The 23,649-nt window shown below is 68.5% G+C and carries 25 protein-coding genes; 16 read left to right on the plus strand and 9 right to left on the minus strand.

Annotation, left to right across the window (positions count from 1 at the left end):
• The first annotated feature begins 178 nt into the window (after positions 1-178).
• Positions 179-355 carry a hypothetical protein gene (locus ACWPOC_RS08660; protein ID WP_095092009.1) on the plus strand — a complete coding sequence of 59 codons (177 nt, stop codon included), beginning with the start codon at positions 179-181 and terminating at the stop codon, positions 353-355.
• Between the two features lie 24 nt (positions 356-379).
• Here the strand turns inward: ACWPOC_RS08660 and ACWPOC_RS08665 are convergent, their stop codons facing one another.
• Positions 380-802, minus strand: a complete 423-nt coding sequence (locus ACWPOC_RS08665) for a (deoxy)nucleoside triphosphate pyrophosphohydrolase (RefSeq protein ID WP_183070665.1) — start codon at positions 800-802, stop codon at positions 380-382.
• 25 nt (positions 803-827) lie between these two features.
• On the opposite strand from ACWPOC_RS08665, the gene ACWPOC_RS08670 reads away from it, so the two are divergent.
• Positions 828-1,124 carry a 4a-hydroxytetrahydrobiopterin dehydratase gene (locus tag ACWPOC_RS08670; RefSeq protein WP_006550586.1) on the plus strand — a complete coding sequence of 99 codons (297 nt, stop codon included), beginning with the start codon at positions 828-830 and terminating at the stop codon, positions 1,122-1,124.
• Here the strand turns inward: ACWPOC_RS08670 and ACWPOC_RS08675 are convergent.
• Positions 1,060-2,313: a mannosyltransferase gene (locus ACWPOC_RS08675; RefSeq protein ID WP_120281856.1), complete on the minus strand. Its 1,254-nt coding sequence runs from the start codon at positions 2,311-2,313 to the stop codon at positions 1,060-1,062. The two genes, ACWPOC_RS08670 and ACWPOC_RS08675, sit on opposite strands and share 65 nt — an antisense overlap.
• 378 nt (positions 2,314-2,691) lie before the next feature.
• Between ACWPOC_RS08675 and ACWPOC_RS08680 the strand changes: the two genes are divergently transcribed.
• The 3 genes from ACWPOC_RS08680 (at position 2,692) to ACWPOC_RS08690 (ending at position 5,626) form a co-directional block, all read left to right on the plus strand.
• The gene (locus ACWPOC_RS08680) at positions 2,692-3,534 is read left to right on the plus strand and encodes an Rv1157c family protein (protein ID WP_120281855.1); all 843 of its coding nucleotides are present in this window, start codon (positions 2,692-2,694) and stop codon (positions 3,532-3,534) included.
• A 108-nt stretch (positions 3,535-3,642) separates the two neighbouring features.
• The gene (locus tag ACWPOC_RS08685; protein ID WP_120281854.1) at positions 3,643-4,026 is read left to right on the plus strand and encodes a hypothetical protein; all 384 of its coding nucleotides are present in this window, start codon (positions 3,643-3,645) and stop codon (positions 4,024-4,026) included.
• Between the two features lie 157 nt (positions 4,027-4,183).
• Complete coding sequence (locus tag ACWPOC_RS08690) at positions 4,184-5,626, plus strand: MFS transporter (RefSeq protein ID WP_120281853.1); 1,443 nt, start codon at positions 4,184-4,186, stop codon at positions 5,624-5,626.
• On the opposite strand, the gene ACWPOC_RS08695 is transcribed toward ACWPOC_RS08690, so the two are convergent.
• Complete coding sequence (locus ACWPOC_RS08695) at positions 5,623-6,381, minus strand: DUF1906 domain-containing protein (RefSeq protein ID WP_174247071.1); 759 nt, start codon at positions 6,379-6,381, stop codon at positions 5,623-5,625. The two genes, ACWPOC_RS08690 and ACWPOC_RS08695, sit on opposite strands and share 4 nt — an antisense overlap.
• Positions 6,382-6,506: 125 nt before the next feature.
• Positions 6,507-7,439, minus strand: a complete 933-nt coding sequence (locus tag ACWPOC_RS08700) for a winged helix-turn-helix domain-containing protein (RefSeq protein ID WP_455408416.1) — start codon at positions 7,437-7,439, stop codon at positions 6,507-6,509.
• A gap of 185 nt (positions 7,440-7,624) precedes the next feature.
• Between ACWPOC_RS08700 and ACWPOC_RS08705 the strand changes: the two genes are divergently transcribed.
• Positions 7,625-9,010, plus strand: coding sequence for a carotenoid oxygenase family protein (locus tag ACWPOC_RS08705; protein WP_455408417.1), 1,386 nt, complete (start codon positions 7,625-7,627; stop codon positions 9,008-9,010).
• A 25-nt stretch (positions 9,011-9,035) separates the two neighbouring features.
• Positions 9,036-9,602: a G/U mismatch-specific DNA glycosylase gene (gene mug, locus ACWPOC_RS08710; protein WP_060651724.1), complete on the plus strand. Its 567-nt coding sequence runs from the start codon at positions 9,036-9,038 to the stop codon at positions 9,600-9,602.
• Position 9,603: 1 nt separating this feature from the next.
• Here mug and ACWPOC_RS08715 read toward each other — a convergent pair whose 3' ends face one another.
• On the minus strand, positions 9,604-9,945 hold the full coding sequence (locus ACWPOC_RS08715) for a DUF1330 domain-containing protein (protein WP_006550595.1): 342 nt from the start codon (positions 9,943-9,945) through the stop codon (positions 9,604-9,606).
• A gap of 87 nt (positions 9,946-10,032) precedes the next feature.
• Here ACWPOC_RS08715 and ACWPOC_RS08720 point away from each other — a divergent pair, with 87 nt between their 5' ends.
• Positions 10,033-10,812: a helix-turn-helix domain-containing protein gene (locus ACWPOC_RS08720; RefSeq protein WP_455408418.1), complete on the plus strand. Its 780-nt coding sequence runs from the start codon at positions 10,033-10,035 to the stop codon at positions 10,810-10,812.
• 85 nt (positions 10,813-10,897) lie between these two features.
• Entirely contained in the window at positions 10,898-11,113 is a 216-nt protein-coding gene (locus ACWPOC_RS08725) for a hypothetical protein (protein ID WP_026061451.1), read from the plus strand.
• 7 nt (positions 11,114-11,120) lie between these two features.
• On the opposite strand, the gene ACWPOC_RS08730 is transcribed toward ACWPOC_RS08725, so the two are convergent.
• Entirely contained in the window at positions 11,121-11,645 is a 525-nt protein-coding gene (locus ACWPOC_RS08730; protein ID WP_120281849.1) for a 2'-5' RNA ligase family protein, read from the minus strand.
• Positions 11,645-12,394, minus strand: coding sequence for a CPBP family intramembrane glutamic endopeptidase (locus ACWPOC_RS08735; protein WP_455408476.1), 750 nt, complete (start codon positions 12,392-12,394; stop codon positions 11,645-11,647). Before ACWPOC_RS08735 ends, ACWPOC_RS08730 begins: the two co-directional genes overlap by 1 nt.
• A gap of 281 nt (positions 12,395-12,675) precedes the next feature.
• Between ACWPOC_RS08735 and ACWPOC_RS08740 the strand changes: the two genes are divergently transcribed.
• Positions 12,676-14,373 (plus strand): fumarate hydratase, encoded by a 1,698-nt coding sequence (locus tag ACWPOC_RS08740; RefSeq protein WP_120281847.1) that lies wholly within the window; start codon positions 12,676-12,678, stop codon positions 14,371-14,373.
• Positions 14,374-14,519: 146 nt separating this feature from the next.
• Here the strand turns inward: ACWPOC_RS08740 and ACWPOC_RS08745 are convergent, their stop codons facing one another.
• Positions 14,520-14,912 carry a hypothetical protein gene (locus ACWPOC_RS08745; protein WP_120281846.1) on the minus strand — a complete coding sequence of 131 codons (393 nt, stop codon included), beginning with the start codon at positions 14,910-14,912 and terminating at the stop codon, positions 14,520-14,522.
• Between the two features lie 221 nt (positions 14,913-15,133).
• Between ACWPOC_RS08745 and uraD the strand changes: the two genes are divergently transcribed.
• From uraD to pucL, 3 genes are read left to right on the plus strand one after another with little or no spacing between them, the layout of a single operon-like run.
• The gene (gene uraD / locus ACWPOC_RS08750) at positions 15,134-15,640 is read left to right on the plus strand and encodes a 2-oxo-4-hydroxy-4-carboxy-5-ureidoimidazoline decarboxylase (RefSeq protein ID WP_120281845.1); all 507 of its coding nucleotides are present in this window, start codon (positions 15,134-15,136) and stop codon (positions 15,638-15,640) included.
• Entirely contained in the window at positions 15,637-15,960 is a 324-nt protein-coding gene (uraH, locus tag ACWPOC_RS08755; RefSeq protein ID WP_120281844.1) for a hydroxyisourate hydrolase, read from the plus strand. Before uraD ends, uraH begins: the two co-directional genes overlap by 4 nt.
• 5 nt (positions 15,961-15,965) lie before the next feature.
• Complete coding sequence (gene pucL, locus ACWPOC_RS08760; protein WP_120281843.1) at positions 15,966-16,886, plus strand: factor-independent urate hydroxylase; 921 nt, start codon at positions 15,966-15,968, stop codon at positions 16,884-16,886.
• Between the two features lie 30 nt (positions 16,887-16,916).
• On the opposite strand, the gene ACWPOC_RS08765 is transcribed toward pucL, so the two are convergent.
• Complete coding sequence (locus tag ACWPOC_RS08765) at positions 16,917-18,380, minus strand: PucR family transcriptional regulator (protein ID WP_455408419.1); 1,464 nt, start codon at positions 18,378-18,380, stop codon at positions 16,917-16,919.
• Between the two features lie 141 nt (positions 18,381-18,521).
• Here ACWPOC_RS08765 and ACWPOC_RS08770 point away from each other — a divergent pair, with 141 nt between their 5' ends.
• Genes ACWPOC_RS08770 through ACWPOC_RS08780 form a run of 3 tightly spaced genes read left to right on the plus strand, consistent with a single transcriptional unit; the run spans position 18,522 to position 23,436 of the window.
• Positions 18,522-19,895 carry an 8-oxoguanine deaminase gene (locus tag ACWPOC_RS08770; RefSeq protein ID WP_120281841.1) on the plus strand — a complete coding sequence of 458 codons (1,374 nt, stop codon included), beginning with the start codon at positions 18,522-18,524 and terminating at the stop codon, positions 19,893-19,895.
• A 5-nt stretch (positions 19,896-19,900) separates the two neighbouring features.
• Entirely contained in the window at positions 19,901-20,743 is an 843-nt protein-coding gene (locus ACWPOC_RS08775) for an FAD binding domain-containing protein (protein ID WP_183070664.1), read from the plus strand.
• Positions 20,740-23,436 carry a molybdopterin-dependent oxidoreductase gene (locus ACWPOC_RS08780; protein WP_455408420.1) on the plus strand — a complete coding sequence of 899 codons (2,697 nt, stop codon included), beginning with the start codon at positions 20,740-20,742 and terminating at the stop codon, positions 23,434-23,436. Before ACWPOC_RS08775 ends, ACWPOC_RS08780 begins: the two co-directional genes overlap by 4 nt.
• The last annotated feature ends 213 nt before the right edge of the window (positions 23,437-23,649 follow it).

Genomic DNA, 23,649 nt, shown 5'->3' on the forward strand with positions numbered 1-23,649 from the left:
TACCTCATCCGATACCCGCAGGTCGGCGACGATCAGGGTGACGCTCGACACTCCCACGGGAGACGTAAGCACCGAATCCGGCACCACATGCACCCCTTGGCTCACAAGTAAGGAGATGCTAACCTTCGCCCGCCGGTGAATTCGCCGCACGCAGGACCGTGGAAGGCAGGCGGAACGTATGGGGAAGGTGAAGGCGAGCAAGGTCGCAGGCCTGAAGCCGAAGAAGAAGTGCTGCCGCAAGAAGACGCGGTGCCTCAAATGCCCCGTCGTCGTCATGCGCATGAGGAAGGTCGAGAACGACGGCCTGAGCAAGAAGGAACTGCGCAAGTATCTCGACAAGGCACGCGCCGCCTGACCACAAGGCATGCGCCGTATGACCTCAGCGCCGCAGATGTTCGCGTAGGTCCGGGATCCACGCACGATCAGCCGGGACGAGATCGACCTGCTCGAGTTCGTCCGCGTCGACCCACCGCAACGCCGCATGGTCCAGCGGCTCGGGATCACCCGAGACGAGTTCGACCCTGTAGGCACACAACTCGCGGCCTCCGGCCAACGGCACCGCGACCCCCAGCCGCTCCGCACCGCGCACCTCGACACCGAGTTCTTCCCTCAGCTCCCGCACGAGCGCCGCTTCCACACTCTCCCCCGGTTCCGCCTTGCCGCCGGGCAACTCCCACAGGCCCGCGAGGTCGACGGGCCGCGTGCGCTGGGCGAGCAGCACGCGTCCGTCCCGGATGACGGCGCCGGCCACGACGTGCCCATCGGGCGCCGGTGTACTCGCAGACGATGTGCTTGCAGACATGACCTGCATCGTCCCAGAATGAGTCATGTCCCAGCTGCTGACGGACGGAGAGATCGACGCCGCGCTCGCCGAGTTGCCGCACTGGCACCGCGCGGGACAGTCGCTGGTCCGCACCATCGAGGCGCCCACCTTCCCCGACGCGATCGCGCTCGTCGACCGGGTGGCCGTCGTCGCCGAGGAGGCGAATCACCATCCGGACATCGACATCAGGTGGCGGAAGGTGACCTTCGCGTTGAGCACGCATTCCGCCGGTGGCATCACGGAGTCGGATCCGGCTCTTGCGCGTCGGATCGACGAGGAGGCACGGCGCTCGGGTCTGTAGTCGCCCGTTCGTCCTGCTCCTCGCGTCCCCGGGCGGCGAGGATCACGACGACGTAGACGGCGAGGACACCGACCACGTTGACGGCGCCGAGCCAGGCGAGCGGGGCGGGACGTTCGACGTCCCAGATCGAGTTCTGCGCCGTACTCAGCACCCACGGAACGCCGATCAGCGTGACCGCGGCCCAGCACGCGGCCACGATGCGGGCTCCGAGCGACCGCACGAGTGGCCCGTAGACGAGCCACAGCAGCAACGGGACGACCCACACCCAGTGGTGGACCCACGAGATGGGCGAGACGAGCAGACCGAACAGCTGCACGATCAGCAGCGTGCCGAGACGGTCGTGCGTTCCGTCGGGCAGCGGTCCCAGCGACCGCCACGCCGCGAACGCGAGGACCGCGCAGACGACGACGCCGACCAGCCACACCGGACCGAGCCCGACGTCCTCACCCGCGAGACGACCCAGCGCTCCGCGCAGCGACTGGTTCCACACCGAGACGACAGGTCCGATCCGGTCCGCGTCGCCGAAGAGGGACCCGAAGTAGGTGGCGGCCTGGGAGCCGAGCACCAGCAGGCTCACCAGGACGGTCCCTACGAAGACGACCGCGGAGAACACCGCCTCCCGCCAGCGCCTCTGCGCGAGGAAGTAGAGCCCGGTGATGGCGGGCGTGAGCTTGATCCCGGCGAGTACGCCGACGAGTCCACCCGACAGCCACCATCGGGAACTGCGGGCCGCGAGCATCACGCCGAGGACGAGGAAGACGTTGATCTGGCCGTAGTCGAGGGTCGTGCGTACCGGCTCGGTCCATATGCCCGCAGCCGTCCACAGCATCGCGATACCGATCCACGACCTGCTCCGCGCCCGCGCGCCCACGACGAGTTCGAGGGAGATCCACACGACGGCGAACAGCGCCGCGACCGTCAGCAGCTGCCAGGCCACGCCCAGGACCCCGAACGGGATCAGGTGCAGGGGCAGGAAGACGAGGGCGGCGAAGGGTGGATAGGTGAACGGCAGGGGGAAGTCGGGGGTGTCCTCCGAATAGGTGAACCCGTAGAGGTCGCCCTGCAGCAGAGCGGCCGATCCCTCGACGTAGACGTGCAGGTCGACGAGGTTCATGCCGTTGGGAGTGATGAATCCCCAGGCGAGCCGGACGACGACGGACAGCGCCAGTAACGCCGCGCACCACCACATCCGGTGCGAAGGAAACCCTCGTGGCACTACGGTGCGGCCTCTCCCGTCGAACGTCCGTCCGGTGAACCGGACCCGGCGAAGGAGATTACCGTTCCGATAGGCATGCAAACGAACCGGAGTTCACTCCCGTAACGATTTCATCTACAGTCACAATCTTCTCAGGTCGGACGCGTTATGTTCGACAGGAACCGAGGGACGGAACACCCCGTGGTTAGAATCCCGAACCAGCGATGGGCGCGCCGTTCCGAAACGGCAGGCTTGTCCCGTGTGCGGGGGGTCCATAGAGTGTCCCCTCGAGCCGTCAGCATCCGGTCGTTCGTCCCGAACAACCGGATGCTTCAACGACAAGGATGGGGAACAGTGCTTCGTACTCGAGGAATGCGACGGGTGCTCACGCTGTGCGCACTCGCCGCCACCGCGGGATTGGCCGTGCCTACGCAGGCCGTCGCGCAACCGGCGCCACCCGCGCTGCCGGATCTGGCAGGGCTCGTCGAACTGCCCCGGTTCGAGATTCCCGCCGATCTTTCCGTCGAGTCGTTGACCGACCTCCTCGCCGGGGTCCGGGCGAACCCCGAAGAGGTCGAGGCCCTGGCTTCCCTCGCGCCCGCGATCATCGGTGCGGCCGCAGGCCCCGCCGATGTCGCCGACGCGGCCGACGGCAAGAACGACCTGCTGGCGCAGGCCAAGGAACTGCTCGCGAACTCCGAGCTCCCCGAGTCCGTGAAGAGCACCCTCCAGCGCGTCATCACCTTCCTCGACGGCAGCGGCGGTGGCGGACCCGACATCCCCGAGCCCGGCGCCGTGGTGATCTCGCAGTTCCTCTACCCGACGATCGGCAAGGGTTGCATCGGCGACAGCCAGGACTCCGTGGGCACCGCCCTCGCGGTCGCGGGTCCGTCCCACCTTCCCCCTCCCGGACCGGCCGCAGGCCAGACCGGCTTCGTCTTCACCGCGCTGGGCACCGCCCCCGCCGCCGGCGAACAGCAGCAGCCGCTCACCCTGAGCTGGGTCAACGTCTCCAACGGACGCACGGGAACGCAGCCGCTCACCAACGACGCGAAGATCAACCCCGACGGCCCGACCACGCTGAGCGCGATCGCCGACACCGGTTCGGGTCAGGTCCTCGCGGTGATCTCCGGTGGAATCACCACGCAGGACGAGGGCGCCGATCCGCGTTCGTGCACCTTCCTGCCGACCGTGGGTCTCGTCGCCGTTCCCTGATCACGTCGAACGCAGATCACGTCGAACGTACCGAAGGCCGCCGGGGAGTTTCTCCCGGCGGCCTTCGCGTCTCTTCCCCCGCCGCTGTCGGGCGTGATAGACCGGAGCATGGCCTTCCCCGCGTCGCGCATCCCGTCGAAGCAGCGTCGTCTGCGGCACCGAGCCGGCGCCGCGTCCGTGAATTCCCGCCGTTCGCTCCTCTCCCACCGCTCGATCCTGTCGATCGCCTCGGAGCGGTCGATCCTGTCGATCGGTTCCTCGTACTCGATCCTGTCGATCGGTAGCTGCGGGTCGGTCCTGTCCATCGGCTCCGTCGGATCGTTCGGTTCGGCGTTGTCGTCACTGTCGTTCGCGAGTCTCGGCTCGGCGCTGTCCGGACTGTCGCGCTGGTCGCTGCTGGCGTGGCGGGGCGATCATTCCGCACCCGACGAGCATCCGCCGCTCTCGATCACTGTCGACGAATCCGAGCCCGACAAGCACTGTCAGTCCTGACACCGGGAGCCGGTCGAACGGCCACGCAGGACCGGAAGGCGGAAGGTCACTAGGGATCGACGGCCCCGTCGTGTTAGACACGATGGCAGCGTCGTTCGTATTGCGCACAAATTGTCGTCGTAGGCCGCGTCACCCCGGCCCCGGACCGAGGAGCCGCATGGCCGTAGAGACACCGCTCTCCACCCGGGAGATTCCTGCCCCGCGCGGGATCGTGCCGGTCCTCGCGACCGTCGGTATCAGCGTCGCGCTCATGCAGACCCTGATCGTTCCGCTCCTCCCCCGGTTGCCGGTGCTCGTCGGCGCGACGCCCGAGAACACGTCCTGGGCCGTGACGGCGACTCTGCTCGCCGGCGCGGTGGTCACTCCGATCAGTGGTCGCCTCGGCGACATGTTCGGCAAACGCCGGATGCTGCTGGCCTCGCTGTCGCTGATGGTGCTCGGTTCGGCGGTCTGCGCGCTCGCGACGACCCTCGTTCCGCTCGTGGTCGGTCGGGCACTCCAGGGCGCCGCGATGGGCGCGATCCCGCTCGGTATCGCGATTCTGCGCGACGAGTTGCCCTCCCGGCGACTCCCGGGCGCCATGGCCACCATCAGCGCCACGATGGGTGTCGGCGGCGCGATCGGCCTGCCCGCCGCGGCCTTCGTCGCCCAGGCGACCGACTGGCACATGCTCTTCGTCGCCTCGCTGGCCCTCGGCCTCGTCGGGATCGCCGCGATCCTGTTCGTCGTGCCCGAGTCGTCGCAACGCAATCCGGGACGCTTCGACGTCGCCGGGGCACTGTTGCTCTCCGTCGCCCTCGTGTTGTTGCTCCTGCCTGTCACCAAGGGCAACGACTGGGGATGGACCGCCCCGGCCACCCTCGGAATGCTCGCCGGGGCACTCGTGGTGTTCGTCGGCTGGGGCCTGTACGAACTGCGGATACCGCGACCGCTCGTGGACCTTCGGCTGTCCGCCCGCCGGCCGATCCTCATGACGAATCTCGCGTCGGTCGCACTCGGCTTCTCGATGTACTCGAACATCCTGGCGTTCCCGCAGCTACTGATGGCGCCGACGGAGACCGGTTACGGTTTCGGGCAGACGATGGTCACCGCCGGGATCGCGCTCGCTCCCGCCGGGCTCGTCATGATGGCGCTGTCCCCCGTCTCGGCGCGCATCACGACGCGGTTCGGGGCTCGCGTGACCCTCGGTTGCGGCGCGGTACTGGTGGGCCTCGGCTATCTGATGGCGTACGTGCTGTACCAGGAGGTCTGGCACATCGTCGGCGCCTCGATGCTCATCGGCGCCGGTGTGGGTCTCGCCTACGCCGCGATGCCCGCGCTCATCATGGGCGCCGTGCCGTTGCGCGAGTCCGCCGCGGCCAACAGCCTCAACACCCTGATGCGGTCGATCGGCACGACGAGCGCCGCGGCGGTGGTGGGTGTGATGCTGGCGGCGATGACCCAGCGCATCGGCGACGCCGTGGTGCCCGCCCTGGAAGGGTTCCGCGCCAGCTTCCTGGTGGCGGTGGGCGCGGCAGTGGTGGCGCTGGTCTTCACGATCCTCATCCCGCCGCCGGGCCGCTCCGTGCGACCCGTCGACGAGACCCGACCCGAGCGCTAACTTCCCAGGAGTCCCGGGGCGGAACTCGGTGCGCTGCCGGCGAGCGACCACTGGCCGTAGTCGGGCGTGAGCACGTGGTTGATGTCGACGCCGATGCCGTCGATCCGGACCTCGCCCGGGATCTGGTGCAGGTTCGCTCGCGGATGCACGTACCCCTTGGGCGTGCCCCAGTCGTGCTGCCAGTAGAAGGACCCGAGGGAGACCGCCGACGCCCAGTCGATGGTCGGCGAGTTGGCGTACACACCGAGATTTCCGGCGCCGACCACTTCCTGCCAGCCCAGTAGGTACGGCACGACCTGGAGCGTGAACTGCTCGAAGGTCGGGTTGTCGTCGATCGAGGCGTAGATCGGCCGGTTCTCCGGGCCACCGGCCGCGTAGTGGAGGTCGAGGCCGCGCCGGGCGTGCTTCAGACCGGCCTCGTAACCACCGAGCCAGTCGGCGGTCTCGGCCTTGCCGTACTGGTAGCACGAGACCACTTCGAGGCCGCTGTCGACCAGCGCGTCCGCTTCCCGTCCGGTGAGCGGCTTGGCGCGCATCCACGCCGCGTCGGGCCGCGCGTCGGACACGTACCGGATGGCGCCGATATGGCCGGCGGCGCGGATCGACGAGGGCGACGGCACGGCGGCCGAGTAGTCGATGATCGTCCCGAGCACCGGGCGTCCCTGGGCCAGGCCCGGCGCGCCGAGCGCAGAGATCAACGCGACGCCCGATCCGAGCGTCGCGTACCGCAACATGTCCCGCCGCGAAAAGGTCATCGCAACCTGTCCTTCGTATTGCCGTCCGTACGTCCGCCGTATTGCATCACAATCACAGGCGTCCCACCGGCCACACGGGGAATTCGACAGGTCGCGGCAGCCGATATCGCGACGGCGCTACGAGGTCAGCGGCCGGACAGTTCGGCGAAGAAGGCCGGCACCAGGGAGACGTCCTCGATCGTCCGCACCGTGGAGCGGACACCGAGACCGTGCTCCTTGAGCAGATCGCACAACCCGTCGCCGTCGACGAGATCGATCGGCGGGGCCCCGTGCCGGTGGGCTTCGGCGCGTGCGTCCTCGGTGAACGATCCGGTGGTGACGAGCAGGCCCTTCTCGCCCCGCCCGACCATTGCGGCGCGGAACTCACGGACCACGTCGGCACCCGCCTTCTCCGGTGCCCGCAGGAAACGGAAGAACACCGAGAAGCTCAGCAGCGACACGCGCAGCACTCCGGTGCCCTCGACGTGGCCCTCGGTGGCGTGGGATCCGCCCGGCGCCGGAATCGTCAGGGTGGTGAATCCGGCCGCGCGCAGCACCGCGGTGGCGAGCCGTTCGAAACCGTCCTCCGACAGGTCGGCGACGGCGCCGAGGACCGGTTCGCGCCACAGTTCGGGATCCTCGGGGGCGGCTGCGAGCGGCACGACCTGGGCGCCCTGCGAGACGTTCCGCACCATGCGCTTGCGGCGCTTCTCGGCCGTGTACGCGACCTGCATGGGCTTGATCTCCGACTCGCGCACGGCGCGGCCGCGGTCGGTCACGCTCCACACACCGCGGCGGGTGTTCGACAGCAGGCCCATGCCCTTGAGGTACGTCCGGGCCCAGGCCAGCCGGTATTCGATCTCCGTTCCGGGGCCATCGCCGTGGAGTACTGCCCGTGCTTCCTCGGACAGTCCGGTCCGGGCGATCACGGCGGAATCGATCTCCTCGATGACGCCGGATCCGCCGAGCTCGATCACCGCCTGCACGGTCGGCCAGAGAAGATCCGTGTACGGCGGCAACGTGGCCTCGCCACCTCCGGTGTTCCGGACGGAGTTTCCGATCGCGTTCCGGCGCTGCACACCTTCCCCTAACGTCGCGGCCGTGCGGCCGCACTATCGGTCCTGCACGTAGGCAACAACCCTATCCGATGCACGGCCCCTGTCCGCGGGTGCCGGATCGGGCGCGCCGAATCACGAACCGATCGCCCTTCCCGGTCCTACGATTTCCCCACGGAAGAATTTCGCCTCCACCGAAGCGAGTCGCCATGCAACGTCCGGCGCCTGTCGATCTGGCACACCATCCGCATCTCAGTGGCCTGTTCGCGCCTCAACGCGAGGAGGTGGACGTCCGCGAGCTGGAGGTCGACGGGGAACTTCCCGCAGATCTGCACGGAAGCTATCTCCGCAACGGACCCAATCCGCGCTTCGACCCGATCGGCCACTACGTCTACCCGATCGACGGCGACGGCATGGTCCATCGCGTGCAGATCTCCGAGGGCACCGCCCGCTACACGAACCGGTTCGTGCGGACCCCGCAGGTCGTCGCGGAGGAGAAGGCCGGCCGCGCGCTGTGGGCCGGCATCACCGATCCGTACTTCCCTCCCGAAGAGGAGGTCGGGCCCGACCTCGCGAACACCATGCGCGAACTGCCGGACATCAACATCGTCCAGCACGGCGGGCGGCTTATGGCGATGGCCGAGGCGTCACCGCCGTACACCCTGGGTTCCGACCTCGAGACGCTCGGACGCGAGACCTTCGACGGAACCCTGCCGGTCGGGCTGACGGCGCACCCGAAGATCGATCCGCACACCGGCGAGATGGTCGCCTTCTGCTACATGCTCGACCCGCCGTATCTGACCTGGTCGGTGGTCGCACCGGACGGGACGGTGACGCGCGCGCCGACCCCGATCGACGGCGTCGACCGGCCGTTGATGATCCACGACATGGCGCTGACACCGACTTATGTCGTTCTGGTCCTGGCCCCGCTCGTATTCGACCTCTCGCAGATCTTCTCCGGCGGGTCGCCGCTCGACTGGAAGCCGGAGCTCGGAACGCGTGTCGCACTCGTCCCCCGCGACGGCGGGGCGGTGCGGTGGTTCTCGACCGACACCTTCTGGATGTGGCACACCGCCAACGCGTTCGACCTGCCCGACGGCGATGTCGCACTCGACTACGTGGAGTGGGCGTATCCGGGCGCGTTGACCGAGAAAACGGGTCCGAACCGGTCCGTCCTACGACGCGCCGTGATCGGTCGCAACGGGATCACCCGCACGACTCTGCACGAACGCGACATCGAGTTCCCCCGCATCGACGATCGGTCGATGACCCTCGGCCACTCCGTCGTCGCGACCATCGGGCGCAGCAGGCCGCAGAAACTCCCTGCGGGAGCGGCCGATTCGCTCTTCTGGTTCGATGTGGCGTCCGGAACCGAATCGGTCTGGGCGCACGAGACCCTCTCCCCCGGCGAACCGGCCTATCTCTCGGGTGATTCGGGCGGCTACTGGGGCGCGATCGCGACCGACCGGGCGGACATGACGAGCTGGTTCCTCGTCTTCCCCGAGACCGACCCGGCGTCGGGCCCGATCGCGCGGGTCCGTCTGCCGATCCGTGTCCCGGCCGGCCTGCACGGAGCCTGGCTCCCGCCGGACTGAGCGTCGCTCCGGCTAGTTTGGGTGGATGGGTTTCACACGAGCCGAACTCGAGTCCTTCCGCGATGCGGTGATCCCCGATCTCGTCGCGCCCGGTTGCCGCCTGTTGTTCGTCGGCATCAATCCGGGACTGTGGACCGCGGCAACGGGAGCCCACTTCGCACGGCCCGGAAATCGCTTCTACCCCGCCCTGTTCCGCGCCGGTATCGTCGACCGGCTGATCGACGCGTCGTCCGGCATGAGCGACGCCGACCGCGATCACCTGCTCGAGCGGGGTGTCGGCATCACGAACCTGGCGCCGCGCGCGACGGCCCGCGCCGACGAGCTCACCGACGAAGAACTGCGTGAGGGCGGGCGCCATCTGGCGAACGTGGTGGCCGAGTTCCGCCCTCGTGCCGTGGCGGTCGCGGGCATCACCGCCTACCGCGCGGCCTTCGGCCGGCGCAAGGCGAAGGCCGGGCGGCAGGACGACACGATCGGCGACGTCCCGTTGTGGGTGGTGCCCAATCCGAGCGGGTTGAACGCCCACGAGACGGTGGAGTCGCTGGCGCGGGCCTACGCCGAACCGGCCCGGGCGGCCGGCATCCTGTCCTGAACTACCGCTGAGCGCCGAACACCTTGTCGAGGAAGTGTGTGGCGCGGTAGCCGGGCGGTGTGCCCTGCACGACGACCGCCCATCCCTCGGAGTTCTCGGTGCGGAGCGGGAGGATCGCCTGGTACTCCGGGGATTCGTACCATGATCGGGCACGGTCGACGTCGGGGAATTCGATGATCACGAGGTTTCCCTCGAAGGGTCCTTCCATCCCTTCGGGGTCGACGCCGTGGACGAGGAAGCGTCCGTCGTACGGGGCGAGGGTGTCGTCGATGGTCTCGATGTACCGGACGATGTCGTCGTTGAGGTCGACGTTGCGGAGATGAGCCACTGCGTATGCGTTCATGGGGACCACCCTGCGCCTCGTCGTGCACGGAATCGATTACCCCGGAAGTAATGGTGACCGTTCCCCGCCGGCTCTACTGTCGGGTGCATGACCACGGTCGACACTCCCCACGCCGGAGCCCTGCTGCGGGCATGGCGCGAGCGCCGCGGCCTGAGCCAGCTCGCCCTGGCCCACACCGCCGGCATCTCGTCGCGGCATCTCAGCTTCGTCGAGACCGGCCGGTCCCGCCCGTCACGAGCGACCGTGCTGAAGCTGAGCGACCGGCTGGACATCCCGCTGCGCGAACGCAACACCATCCTGGTCGCGGCGGGCCACGCGCCCGTCTACCCCGAGCATCACCTCGGCGACATGCCGATGGCGGCGATCTCCGACGCGATCACGCGAATCCTGTCGTCGCACCACCCCTTTCCCGCACTCGTCGTCGACCGGCACTGGACGATGGTCGATTCCAACGACGCCGTCGGGGTGTTCGTCGAGGGGTGCGCTCCGGAACTGCTGGAACCGCCGATCAACGTGCTGCGCCTGACCCTGCACCCGCAGGGACTGGCGCCGCGCATCGTCGATCTCGGGCAGTGGCGCGGTCATCTGCTCGCCCGGCTGCAACACCAGATCGGTGCGACCGCCGACCCCGTCCTGCTGCGCCTGTACGACGAACTCGCCGGTTATCCCTGCGACGATCCGGTCGACGAGGTCGAACCGCATTCGCTGGTCGTGCCGATGCGGTTGCGGACCGAGGCCGGCGAGTTGTCGTTCTTCAGCACGACGACCCTCTTCGGGACCCCGCTCGACGTGACGGTGTCGGAACTGGCGATCGAGGCGTTCTATCCCGCCGACGAGGCGACGGCCCGGGCGCTGAGCGGAGCGTGATCGCCGAATCGGCCGATCACGAACGGTTTCCGCGCTAACGTGGGAGGTGCGCGTCTGCCGAGCGGATCATGCGGAGGACACCGACATGAGCACTGCGAAATGGTGGGTTCTCGATCAGCGGGAGTCCGGCTTCGCCCTCGAACACCGCCCCAGCGGCGACCTCGTCCTGATGAACACCGCGACGTCGGAAGAACACGTCCTGCACGGCTACGTGTGGAAGCACTGTCCGCACTTCGGCCTGCAGATCCAGAGCGAGGGCCCACCCCCGTACGGACCGTGGGTGGAGAACCCCGAGGAGTGAGTTTCCCTCACGGGATCATCCGTAGCGGCGTGTGCTCGCCGGTGGCGGTGTCGATCAGCACCGCGCGATCGAGTGTCGCTTCGATGGGCAGCACGTCGTAGACGACCGCGCCCAGGCGGTCGAGTTCCTCGCGCCGGGTTCGGGGACTCAGCGAACAGTGCGGGGTCCAGCGTCCCGGGACGTAGTAGCGGTGCAGGTCCGCTCCCGTCGTCTCCACGACCTGCACGACGCGGTCCTGCCGCTGCACGAGTTCGGTCGAGGGGGCAGGCACGAGCGACGCCCGGCCGCGCCGGAACAGCCCGAGCGTGTCGATGTAGACCGGGACGGGTCCCCCGTCGGGCATGTTCTCGAGGGCCGAGACGACGGCGGGTGGATCGTAGGTCCGCAGTACCGCGTACGACAGGTGCGGCACGTGCTTGCGGTGCGTGTGGGTGAGCAGGGTCGGGATGCCGCTCTCCTCGAGCCGGCCCCACAGTCGCCGGATCGCGCGGTCGGTCTCGGTGTCGAACAGGAGACAGACCGCCAGCGCCATCAGTTGAGTGTGGCGTGCCAGACGAGCGCGGCAGCGAGGGCACCGGCGCCGTTGAGCGACCAGTGCAGTGCGATGGGCGCGAGGATGCTGCCGCTGCGACGACGCAGCCACGTGAACACGAAGCCCGCGGCGGCGGTCGCGATCACCGCGCCGACGATGCCGGCGATCTGCGCGAGCAGTCCGGCGCCGAGGAAGGCGCTGAGGCCGGCGTTGCCCGCCGTGAGACCGAACGACGAGGCGACGTGCCACAGGCCGAACAGCAGGGATCCCGCGGCGAAGACCCCGCGTGCGCCCCACACCCGCTCGAGGGTTCCGTGGAGCACCCCACGGAAGGCGAGTTCCTCGGGGATGACGGTCTGGAGCGGGATGATGATCATCGAGGCGACGAGGGCACCGGAGATCGTGGCGTAGCGCTCGGAGAGGAAGAACTGCCTGGTGAACGGCAGGGCGATACCGATCGCGACGACCGCCAGGACGAGGGCCACGGCTGCTACCGAGTAGAGCGTCCCCTTCTTCCAGTGCCGAGGTGAGAGTCCTAGTTCCGACCAGCGCATGCCGCGTCGACGCATCATCGCGACCAGCACGCATGCTGCGATCGGCACGGTCGCGATCGACGCCCACGCGGTGGTGAAGTGGGCGATCAGGTTGGTGGTGACGAGCACCGCGATCACGACGGCAAGATCGATCCAGGCGTGGAAACGGGGAAGCCAGGCCAGCGACGGCAGGCGTCCGGTCTCGGGCGAGAGCAACCGTTCGATTTCTACGGTCACGTGCGATCCCTCCGGAAACTCTCGAACATCCGGTCAAGTGTACGGATCGGGGCCTGCCGGCCGCCGTGACGGCGAACACTCCGGCCTCGACTTCCTTCCGGGATTTCCGGTCGTCGGCGACATAAACACGCCGCCGAAAGTCTCGAGACGCAAGTCACATTCAGTCTGCAGGTCGAGTCCGTCACATGCCCCGTTGTCAAGGCCTTGCGTCGGCGCCGCTAACGTGTACGGCGATCATCAGCCCTCTTCCAGGAGAAACAATGGCCGACTTCCTCTACGAGGACCTGCTGCCGATCGGGGAAGACCCCACCGAGTATCGGTTGCTGACCACCGAGGGGGTGTCCACCGTCGAAGGACCCGACGGCCGCACCTTCCTGAAGGTGGAGCCCGAGGCCCTGCGCCTGCTCACCGAGACCGCGCTGCACGACATCTCCCATTACCTGCGCACGGATCACCTGAAGCAGCTGGCGAGCATCCTCGAGGACCCCGAGGCGTCGAACAACGACAAGTTCGTTGCGCTCGACCTCCTGAAGAACGCGAACATCGCCGCCGGCGGCGTGCTGCCCATGTGCCAGGACACCGGCACCGCCATCGTCATGGGCAAGCGCGGCCAGCAGGTACTCACTCCGGGCGACGACGAGGAGTCCATCGCGCGCGGTGTGTACGACGCGTACACGAAGCTGAACCTGCGGTACTCGCAGAACGCCCCGCTGACGATGTGGGACGAGAAGAACACGGGCAACAACCTGCCGGCGCAGATCGAGCTGTACGCGGACACCGCGAAGGGCCACGAGAACGCCTACAAGTTCCTGTTCATGGCCAAGGGCGGCGGATCGGCCAACAAGTCGTACCTGTACCAGGAGACGAAGGCCATCCTGAACCCGGACTCGATGATGCAGTTCCTCGAGGCCAAGATCCGGTCGCTCGGCACCGCGGCGTGCCCGCCCTACCACCTCGCGATCGTCGTCGGCGGCACCTCCGCCGAGTTCGCGCTCAAGACGGCCAAGTACGCCTCGGCGCACTACCTCGACGAGCTGCCCACCGAGGGTGCCATCACCGGCCGCGGCTTCCGCGATCTCGAACTCGAGAAGAAGGTCTTCGAGCTCACCCAGAAGATCGGCATCGGCGCGCAGTTCGGTGGCAAGTACTTCTGCCACGACGTCCGCGTCGTCCGCCTGCCGCGCCACGGCGCGTCGCTGCCCGTCGCGATCGCCGTCTCCTGCTCGGCCGACCGCCAGGCCAAGGCCAAGATCACACCCGAGGGTGTCTTCCTCGAGCAGCTCGAATTCAACCCCGGTCGGTTCCTGCCCGAGGTCACCGACAGCCAGCTCGACTCCGAGACGTCGGGGGTCTCGGGCACCGGCAAGGGCGCCGCGGTCAAGATCGACCTCACCCGGCCGATGCCGGAGATCCTCGCCGAGCTGTCCAAGCACCCGGTCAAGACGCGCCTGTCGCTCACCGGTCCGCTGGTCGTCGCGCGCGACATCGCGCACGCGAAGATCAAGGAGCGCCTCGACCGCGGCGAGGAGATGCCGCAGTACCTGAAGGATCACCCGGTCTACTACGCCGGTCCGGCGAAGACCCCCGAGGGCCTCGCGTCGGGTTCGTTCGGCCCGACGACGGCCGGTCGCATGGACTCCTACGTCGACCAGTTCCAGGCCGCCGGCGGCTCGATGGTGATGCTCGCGAAGGGCAACCGCTCGAAGCAGGTCACCGACGCCTGCCACAAGTACGGCGGCTTCTACCTCGGTTCCATCGGCGGCCCGGCCGCGCGCCTGGCGCTCGACTGCATCAAGAACGTCGAGGTCGTCGAGTACGAAGAGCTCGGCATGGAAGCGGTCTGGAAGATCGAGGTCGAGGACTTCCCCGCCTTCATCGTCGTCGACGACAAGGGCAACGACTTCTTCGCGCACACCGGCGAGGTCACGCTCACGGTCGGCAAGCGCCCCGGTCTGTAGACCCGACTCGCTGTAGACGCACTATCCCGAACGGCCCGGCAGGATTCCTGCCGGGCCGTTCGCGTTCGGGTGGATGTGCGCACCGTGCGGACAGAAACACGCTGCCGAAGCGTGTGCTCATGTCCACAGGACGAGCAAATTCGGACTCAAGCAGCGCAGGTGTGCGTCCGCGCGAGCACCGCGGGCGACTGCACGACCACCTGCTGCAGGAAGTCGAGGACGACGCCCGGTGCCGGTTCGGCGCCGGGTGCGAGCACCGAGCACAGTGCGCGGTACTGGTCGTCGCTCATCACGGGCGCGATACGGAAGTGCGTGGTCATCGCGAGCGTGAAGTCGATCCCGAAGTCGCGGGCGCGGACCTGCAGCTGCGGACCGTGCTCCCCCGCGATCAGGCAGACGTCGAAGACGGCCCGTCCGGCGGTGTGCTCGAACGATGCGGCCGGAACGTTGTTGCGGACCATCTGCCGGTAGAGAGGCCGCAGTCCGCCGAGCACGACCGGCGGAAGCGTCACTGCTCGAGGACGGTCGGCGGTGAACATGTGATCACTCCTTCAACCCTGCGACCCCATCCGGGTCGCCCACTTTTTCTGGAATAAATCCAATAACTGGAACTATTCCAGAAAAACGTTCGAGACGCAACCACCTCGTTGGTCGATCATCCAACCGGCGCACCCGCGGCGAACCGAACTCTGTAGCGCTTGCACCTCCCCCGCCGCACGCCCACCGGACAGTATCGAATGCACCGACGAAAGGAGGGTCCGTGCAGCTCACAACGGCCCGGTTCGATGCGATGCCCGAGGACGAGGCCGTCGCTCTGTTGCTCGACTGCTGTTCGAGCCGGACATGGGCGCACTCCGTCGTCGCGGCGCGCCCGTTCGGTTCGCGCACCGTGCTGCTCACCACCGCCGCTGCCGCGGCCGAGAACCTCGACGATGACGACCTCACCGACGCTCTCGCCGGCCACCCGCGCATCGGCGAACGCAGCGAACACGCTGCTTCCCGTCGCGAGCAGTCCGCCGTCGCCACGGCCGACGCCGACATCCTCGACCGGCTCGCCACCGGCAACCGCGAATACGAGGAACGGTTCGGGCACGTCTACCTCGTCCGCGCCGCCGGCCGCACGGCGCCGGAACTGCTGGAGATCCTCGAGCGTCGCCTCCGCAACGATCCGGAGACCGAGAAGGCCGAGATGCGTGCGGCGCTCGCCGAGATCACCCGACTCCGCCTCGAGCGGATCGTCACCGAGACCGCAGGGAGCCGCGCATGAACACCCTGAGTACCCACGTGCTCGACGCGACGGCCGGTGCACCCGCGGTGGGGTTGCACGTCACCCTCACCGACACGCACGGAACCTCGCTGGGCGCCGGCGTCACCGACGACGACGGCCGCCTCACCGGTTTCACCGACGCGCTGCCCGAGGGCACCTACCACCTGACCTTCGCCACCGGCGACTGGTTCTCGAGCCGTGGAGTCGCGTCCTTCTATCCGGAGGTGACCGTCACCTTCCGTATCCCGAAAGGCAGCAGCCACTTCCACGTGCCGCTCCTCCTGTCGCCCTATTCGTATTCCACCTACCGCGGGAGCTGACCACCATGACCGAACTGACCGGCAAGATCGTCCTCGGACCGCACCGCTACGGCAAGGCCGAGAACCGGGTGGTGCGCATCGTGCGTGACACCGACCGGCACGAGATCCGCGACCTGAACGTCTCGTCCTGCCTGCACGGCGATTTCGACGCCGCACACCTGGAGGGTGATCAGGGCACGGTGTTGCCCACCGACAGCCAGAAGCAGACCATCTACTCCTACGCCAAGGAGAAGGGCGTCGAGTTCGTCGAGGAGTACGGTCTCGCGCTCGCACGGCATTTCGTCGACGACGTCGAACCCGTCCGCTCGGCACGCATCGAGATCGAGGAGTACGCCTGGGAGCGGGTCGTCGTCGACGGCGCCGGGCACGACCACACCTGGACCCGCAAGGGATCCGAGGTCCGCACCGCCGCGATCACCGTCGAGGACACCGGGACCGACCGCCGCGAATGGGTGGTCGGCGGCCTGAAGGACCTCGTCGTCCTCAAGTCCACCGGCTCGGAGTTCCAGGGCTTCCTCACCGACCCGTACACGGTCCTCGAACCGGCAGAGGATCGCATCATGGCGACGAGCCTCCAGGCACGCTGGCGGTTCGCGTCGACCGACGTCGACTGGGACGCCGTCTACGCGGGCGTGCGCGCCACCCTCCTCGAGGTGTTCGCGAACCTGCATTCGAAGGCCCTGCAACAGAGCCTGTACGAGATGGGCCGCGCCGTGCTCGAGCGCTACCCGTCGATCGCCGAGATCCGCCTGTCCGCACCGAACAAGCACCACTTCCTCTACGACCTGACACGTTTCGGAGTGGAGAACGCCGGTGAGGTCTTCCACGCCGACGACCGGCCCTACGGACTGATCCAGGCGAGCGTGCTGCGCGAGGACGCCCCCGATGCCGGCATCTCCTGGGAGCCCTACACCGGCGCCATGTGACCACTCACGCGGCACGACAACGGATACCGCTCACGCGAGAGCGGGTTCCAAGGAACGCAACGCGAGATACAGGTCGAAGCGGTCACCGGTGCGCGCGAGGGAACGCCCGGTGAGCGCTTCGACCCGCCCGATGCGGTAGCGGACCGTGTTCAGGTGCACGTGCAGTCGATCGGCCGTGCGCCGCCACGATCCGTCGCAGTCGAGGAATGCCTCGAGGGTCGCGAGAAGACCCGCATCCGTGCGCCGGTCGTGTTCGACGACGTCCCCGAGCAGCCGGTCGGCGTAGGCGCGACGCAGTTCGTCGGGCAGGGTCGACAGCAGGTCGAGCGCCGAATCGAGTTCGGCGCGTCGCACCGACACCGGACCCGGATCATTGTGTGCGGCAGCGCATGCCGACGCTGCCGCGCGGACCGCGCCCGCCGGGTCGTTGTCGGAACTCTGCCCTCCGACACCGACGAACATCCGGTCGCCGCGCAGTGCCGGTGCGAGACGGCCGAGCCGTCGGCTCAACAACCGTGCCACGTCGACGTCGTTGCCGATCGCCGGGGCGACCACCCTGTTCGCCGCGTCGACGGACGTGACGGCGCCGTCGAGAACATCCTCGACGAGACCGCGCAGGACGTCCGGCGAGATCCGGCCCTCGGCCTCGGCCACCACCGCGACCCGCGAGTCCGCAGCGCGCACCGTCGTGGTCCGGTCGGTGATCTCCCATGCCACCCGGCGCCGTTCGTCGCGCCGGATCCGATCGAGAGCGACCACCGCGGCGAGCTCGGAGAACGCCTCGACGCACTCCGGTCCGCTCTCGTCGTGCCGGATCACCAGGAACCACGCGTCGATCCGGTCCGTCAGTCCGCGTCCCACCGGCAGGACGGTGAGGTCGTCCGCGAGTCGCAGTGGAAAGCGGTCGGCGGTCAGCGCTGCTGCGGTGATCCGGTCGAGTTCGGCGTCGTCGAGCTCGGAACCTCCTGCGACCCTCACGCCCGTGGAGGTGATCAGCGCCGATTCCACCCCGAGCTGCTGCGCGAGTCCGTCGAGCAGCTCCCCCACACTCCGACCGTCGGCGACGGCGGCGAGCCATTGCCGCTGCCGCGCCAGCCCCGTCTGCAGACGATCCATCCGGGCCCCGGCCATCCGCCCGGTCATGTATTCGATGACCCGGCTGAACGGCACCTCGTCGGGCACGACCAGCAGCGGCATGCGGTGTCGTGCACACGCCTCGACCACGTCGTCGGGTACGCGGCCGTGCAGGGCCTCGCCGGCGGCCATCGCCGTCACCCCCGCTCCGACGAGTCGTTTGACGAACAGGTCGGAGTCCTCGGCGGAGCGTCGCCACACCAGGCCGGTGAACACGAGCGAGCCTGCGCTGACGTAGCGCGTGGGGTCGGGCATGTCGGTGGTGCACGCGCGCAGCACCGGACGGCTCAGGGCCTCCGCGTCGCCGTGCAGTACACCGATTCCGAGCCCCGGCGCCTCCACCACATCTCGAAGAAGCACGATGTTCACCTCCTGGTGACGGTCTTGGACGATCGCACAGTACGAGCCGCGGATTTCCGAGGTGTTTCGTGCGTGCTGCCGCAGAGGTACATCTGTTCGGCGCAGTTGACTGGAGACTCCCGACGATCCGAGGAGTCGACTATGCACGCGAATCCCACCACCCGGCCGCTCGTCATCCGCGGCGCACACGTGGTGAGCATGGACGCCGCCCGCGCCGAACACCGCGACGGATATGTCGTCGTCTCCGGCAACCGGATCGTCGCGGTCGGCTCGGGCGAACCGACCGGTTACGACGACGCGCAGATCGTCGACGGCACCGGGTGCGTGCTCACCCCCGGCCTGATCAACACCCACCACCACCTGTACCAATGGATCACGCGCGGGCTCGCCGCCGACCACACGCTGTTCGAATGGCTCACCACCCTCTATCCCGTCTGGGGTGGCATCGACGCCGACGCCGTGCACGTCGCGGCCAAGGGCGCACTCGCGCATCTGGTGCGCACCGGCTGCACGACCAGCACCGACCACCACTACGTCGTGCCCCGCGAGGGCGGTGACGTCTTCGGCGCGGAGATCGCCGCAGCGGCCGAGGTCGGTATCCGCTTCCATCCCTGCCGCGGGTCCATGGACCTCGGTGCGAGTGCCGGGGGTCTGCCGCCCGATCACATCGTCGAGGACATCGACGCGATCCTCGAGGGCAGCCGCGAGACCGTCGAGCGCTGGCACGATCCGTCGTTCGATTCGATGCTGCGGGTCGCACTCGCGCCGTGCTCGCCCTTCTCGGTGACCGGGGAGCTGCTGAAGCAGTCCGCGCTGCTCGCCCGCGATCTCGGGGTGCGGATGCACACCCACCTCGCCGAGACCCTCGACGAGGAGGACTTCTGCCTCGAGAAGTTCGGATGCAAGCCCGTGCAGTACATGGAGTCGCTGGGCTGGACCGGCCCCGACGTCTGGTACGCGCACGCGGTGCACCTCGACGACCGTGACATCGGTGTGCTCGCCGCGTCGGGTACGGGTGCGGCCCACTGCCCCACCTCGAACGCCCGGCTCGGTGCCGGCATCGCCCGCGCCGCCGACCTCTACGCCGCGGGCGTGCCGCTCGGCCTCGGTGTCGACGGTGCCGCGAGCAACGAGTCGTGCTGCATGCTCGAAGAGGCCCACCACGCCGCCCTGTTCGCCCGTGCCCGCAGCGGCCCCCGCGCCATGACGGTGCGGCAGAGTCTCGAACTCGCCACCATCGGCGGTGCCCGGGTCCTCGGGCGCGAGAACGAGATCGGATCGATCGAGGCCGGCAAGCTCGCCGATCTGGCGCTGTGGCGGATCGACGGCCTCGCCCACTCCGGCATCGCCGACCCGGTCGCGGCCCTCGTCCTCGGCAGCACCCCGCCTCTCGAACTGCTGTTGATCAACGGTCGTGAGGTGGTCGTCCGTGACGAGGTCCGCACCGTCGACGAGGACGTCGTGGCACGGCAGGTCGCGGCGGAACACGCCGCGCTGGTCGCCAAGGCGGGGTGAAGGCGATGGATCTGCACAACATCACCGCCTACGACATCGCCCGCGACCGCGCCGATCTGACCTTCGAGGACGGCGCGGCCCCGCTCGGCGGCGGCACCTGGCTGTTCTCCGAACCGCAACCGCACCTGCACCGACTCGTGGATCTGTCCGGCCTCGACTGGCCCGGGGTGACCCGGCATCCCGACGCCCTGGAGATCGCCGCGACCTGCACGGTCGAACGCCTGGCTGCACTCTCGGACGAACCGGAATGGTGTGCGGCACCGCTGTTCCGGCAGTGCGCCGAGGCGTTGCTGGCGTCGTGGAAGATCTGGAAGCGCGCCACGGTCGGTGGCAACATCTGCCTGTCCTTCCCCGCCGGCGCCATGATCTCGCTGGCGACCGCGCTCGACGCGGACGCGGTGATCTGGACGATCGACGGCGGCGAACGGCGGATCCCGGTGGCCGATTTCGTTCTCGGGGTTGCCTCCAACGCCCTCGCACCCGGAGAGCTCCTGCGGAGCATCCGGATCCCGTTGCATGCTCTGAATTCCCGCACGGCCTTCCGCAAGATCGCCCTGTCGCCGCTGGGGCGCTCGGGCGCGGTCGTGATCGGGCGCCGCGACGACGACGGCAGTGTCACGCTGTCGATCACCGCGTCGACGGTGCGTCCCTGTCTCCTGCGGTTCACGGAGATCCCGTCGGCACAGGCGTTGTCCGACGCACTGGCCCGTCTCGTCCCGGCAACGAGCTACTACACCGATGCGCATGGCGCCGCCGACTGGCGACGTGCCGTCACCGCGATTCTCGCCGAAGAGATCCGCACCGAGCTGTCGAATGCTGCGCTGTCGAACACGGAGGTCCAGCCTTGAAACTCACCGTCAACGGCCGCGAACGCGACGTCGACCCCCGGCCCGGCCAGTGCCTGCGCACCCTGCTGCGCGAGACCGAACACTTCGAGGTCAAGAAGGGCTGCGACGCCGGCGATTGCGGCGCGTGCTCGGTCCTGCTCGACGGCGAACCCGTCCACTCGTGCGTGGTCCCGGCCGTGCGGGTCGAGGGCCGCGAGGTCACCACGGTCGCCGGACTGGGCACCCCCGACGACCTGCATCCCGTCCAACAGCGATTCGCCGACGCCGCCGGTTTCCAATGCGGCTTCTGCACCGCCGGCATGATCGTCACCGCGTCCACCTTCACCGACGAGGATCTCGACGACCTGCCGAAACGTTTGAAGGGCAACCTGTGCCGGTGCACCGGCTACCGCTCGATCGAGGACGCCCTGCGGTCGCGCACCAACGTCGAACAGGTCATCGGCCCGTCGTGCGGTCGCTCGCAGCGCGCGCCGGCCGCGACGCGTGTCGTCACCGGCACCGAGCCGTACACCCTCGACACCACCGTCGAGGGCCTGCTGCACATCGCCGTCCTCGGCAGCCCGCACACCCATGCGCGGATCGTCTCCGTCGACGCCTCGGCCGCCGAGGCACTCCCCGGTGTCCACGCGGTGTTGTACCACCGCGACGCCCCGGCCACCGCCTATTCGACCGCACGTCACGAGAACCGCAACGACGATCCCGACGACACCTATCTGTTCGACCGGGTCGTGCGCTTCCGGGGACAGCGGGTCGCCGCGGTGGTCGCCGAGAGCCCGGCGATCGCACAACAGGCGCTCGCGTCGATCCACGTCGTGTACGAGGAGCTGCCCTTCGTCCTCGATCCCGACGAAGCCCGGCAGCCGGGTGCGCCCCTGCTGCACGCCGACAAGTCCGCCGACGCGCGCATCGCCGATCCCGGACGCAACGTCGTCGCCGCGATCCACGGCAGCAGCGGGGACGTCGACGCGGCGGTCGCCTCCGCCGCGGCCGTGGTGCAGGGACGCTGGCAGACTCACCGCGTCCAGCACACCCACCTCGAAACACACGGAGCCATCGGTCATCTCGACGAGGCCGGACGGCTCGTCATCCGCAGTTCCACCCAGGTTCCGTTCCTGGTGCGCGACGAGCTGTGCCACATCTTCGGACTCGACCGGGATCGGGTGCGCGTGCACACGGCCCGGGTGGGCGGCGGTTTCGGTGCCAAGCAGGAGATGCTGGTCGAGGATGTCGTCGCGGCGGCGGTCCTGAAGACGGGGCGCCCGGTGCAGTGGGAGTTCACCCGCTCCGATCAACTCACCGTCGCTCCGTGCCGGCATCCCATGCGGGTCGACGTCACCCTCGCCGCCGACGCCGACGGTGTCCTCACCGCTCTCGCGATCGACGTGCTCGCCGATGCGGGCGCCTACGGCAACCACAGCCCCGGGGTGATGTTCCACGGCTGCACGGAGTCGATCGCGGTGTACCGGTGCCCGAACAAGCGGGTCGACGCCGAATCCGTGTACACGAACAACCGGCCGTCGGGTGCCTTTCGCGGTTACGGCCTCGGCCAGGTGATCTTCGCCGTGGAATCGGCCATGGACGAACTCGCCGGAAAACTCGGCATCGATCCGTACGAGTTCCGGCGCCGCAACATCATCGTGCCGGGAGACCCGCTGGTTGCCGCGCATCCCGAGGGCGCCGACCTGACGTACGGCAGCTACGGACTCGACGAGTGCCTCGATCTTGCCGAACGGGCGATGGCGCGCACGGGTGGCCGGCCCGCGCCGACGGGTGATCACTGGCGGATCGGCGAGGGCATGGCGCTCGCGATGATCGCGACCAACCCACCCAACGGGCACATCTCCGAGGTGTCGATCGAACTTCTGCCCGACGGCCGGTATCTCGCCCGGGTGGGCACGGCGGAGTTCGGCAACGGCACCACTACCGTCCACACCCAGATCGCGGCCACCGCGCTCGGCACCACCCCCGACCGGATCGTCGTCCACCAGTCCGACACCGACGTCACCACCCACGACACCGGCGCGTTCGGGTCGTCGGGCACGGTCGTCGCGTCGAAGGCCCTGCTGGCAGCCTCCCACGAACTGCGACGCCGGATGACCAAGGCCGCTGCGGAGCTGACCGGCCTCGACCCGGAGCAGGCCGAACTGCAGGCCGACGGCGTGCGGTGCGGCGATCGTCTCATCCCTCCCAGTGAGCTGCTGCAGGTCGCGGGTGGCCGGTTGCGCGCCGAGGGCCGGCACGGCGGTCTGCCGCGGTCGTTGTCGTTCAACGTGCAGGCATTCCGCGTCGCCGTCGACACCCGTACCGGCGAGGTGCGGATCCTCCGCTCGGTCCAGGCCGCCGATGCCGGCACCGTCCTCAACCCCGAGCAGTGCCGCGGGCAGATCGAAGGCGGCGCTGCGCAGGCGCTCGGTGCGTCGATGTACGAGGAAATCATCACCGACGACGCGGGACGTGTGACGACGGATGTGTTGCGCAACTACCACATTCCACAGTTCGCGGACGTCCCCCGCACCGAGGTCTACTTCGCCGACACCTACGACGAACTCGGGCCGATGGGCGCCAAGTCGATGAGCGAGGCCCCGTTCAATCCGGTGGCCCCGGCGTTGGCGAACGCCGTGCGCAACGCCATCGGGGTGCGACCGCACGAGCTGCCGCTCTCCCGCGACCGTATCTGGCGCCTCATGCAGTGACCCCGACCCGCCGAGACCGGTGTTGTATGCGATTTCCGGCCGGATTTCGCACACGACATCGGTCTCGTTCGTTGTACGGCCGGACACGCAACGCAGCCGTAACACGAAGTTGATGCAGCAGGGTCGATTCGACCCATCGCGCTGTGTAAAGTACTGAACCACATCGGGAATCGAACCGATGATGTCCGTCCGGCCCAGGGCCGGTGAACGATC

Source organism: Rhodococcus sp. 5G237 (assembly GCF_053764735.1).